The sequence below is a fragment of the Delftia sp. JD2 genome (genome assembly GCF_001682645.1).
GTDB classification, from domain to species: domain Bacteria; phylum Pseudomonadota; class Gammaproteobacteria; order Burkholderiales; family Burkholderiaceae_C; genus Comamonas; species Comamonas acidovorans.
This window is the reverse complement of the sequence record NZ_LFJT01000158.1, coordinates 1-335: the sequence shown is the minus strand read 5'-3', so window position 1 is coordinate 335 and position 335 is coordinate 1. Positions and strand designations below refer to the sequence as shown.

Below are 335 nucleotides of genomic sequence, written 5' to 3'. Positions count from 1 at the left end.
ACGGGCGCCTGGCCCTGCCCGGTGATTCCGTTTGCCGTGAACGTGGTGCAGTACCCCGTGCCGTCGGGCCAGCGCTGCTTCAACCTGGGCCGGGCCATCCGCCGCGCCGTGGAAAGCTTCGACGAAGACCTGAACGTGCAGATCTGGGGCACGGGCGGCATGAGCCACCAGCTGCAGGGCGCGCGTGCGGGCCTGATCAACAAGGAGTGGGACAACCGCTTCCTGGACCTGCTGATCGAGAATCCGGCCGGCCTGGCCAAGATGCCGCATATCGACTACGTGCGCGAGGCTGGCTCCGAAGGCATCGAGCTGGTGATGTGGCTGATCGCGCGCGG

Annotated in this window: 1 pseudogene; it reads left to right on the top strand. The window is 67.5% G+C overall.

The features are described from left to right. Positions 1-335, top strand: a pseudogene (locus ACM14_RS30280) (protocatechuate 3,4-dioxygenase); the annotation flags it as partial.